This window comes from Clostridium sp. CCUG 7971 (assembly GCF_017590215.1).
In the GTDB taxonomy this organism is placed as follows: Bacteria; Bacillota; Clostridia; order Peptostreptococcales; family Peptostreptococcaceae; genus Faecalimicrobium.
Genome location: NZ_JAFFPK010000239.1, coordinates 1 through 530 on the forward strand (window position 1 = coordinate 1; position 530 = coordinate 530).

The window sequence follows — 530 nt, forward strand, 5'->3', positions numbered from 1 at the left end:
TTTTTGCATTTTTACGATTGTGCCCCTCATTTAGCTTCATTAATGCAGAATGTAGAGTTCCATTATTTATATGTCTTCTATCTTCTTTAATATGTAACACCTCCAAAGTATAATAGTTAGATGGCTAATCATTAGCCGTCTAACTATTATACTTTATCATATTAAATTTTTATATGTAAATTGTAGTATTTTTTATTTTTAATACTTAAGCTGTGTAGATAAATATCCTTAGGGTAATATATAAATAAAATTTATATATTTTTAATTCATTAAAAAGAAAGGAGTTTGTCATTTATTTTGACAATATAATAAAATGATTAGCATCTTAGGTTTAATTTTTTCATTAGCAATTATAATATATCTCGCTTATAAAGGATACTCAACTATTATTACAGCACCAATAATTGCAATAATTACTATATTAGTTACAACTGGATTTGATAGTTATCTAATGGCTAACTATACAGAAGTTTATATGGTTGGTTTTTCTAACTTTATAAAAAATTATTTTCCATTATTTATGACTGGAG

Annotated in this window: 1 pseudogene; it reads left to right on the forward strand. The window is 23.6% G+C overall.

The features are described 5' to 3' along the window. Positions 1–313: 313 nt before the first annotated feature. Positions 314–530: pseudogene (locus JWF52_RS19045) on the forward strand (GntP family permease); the annotation flags it as partial.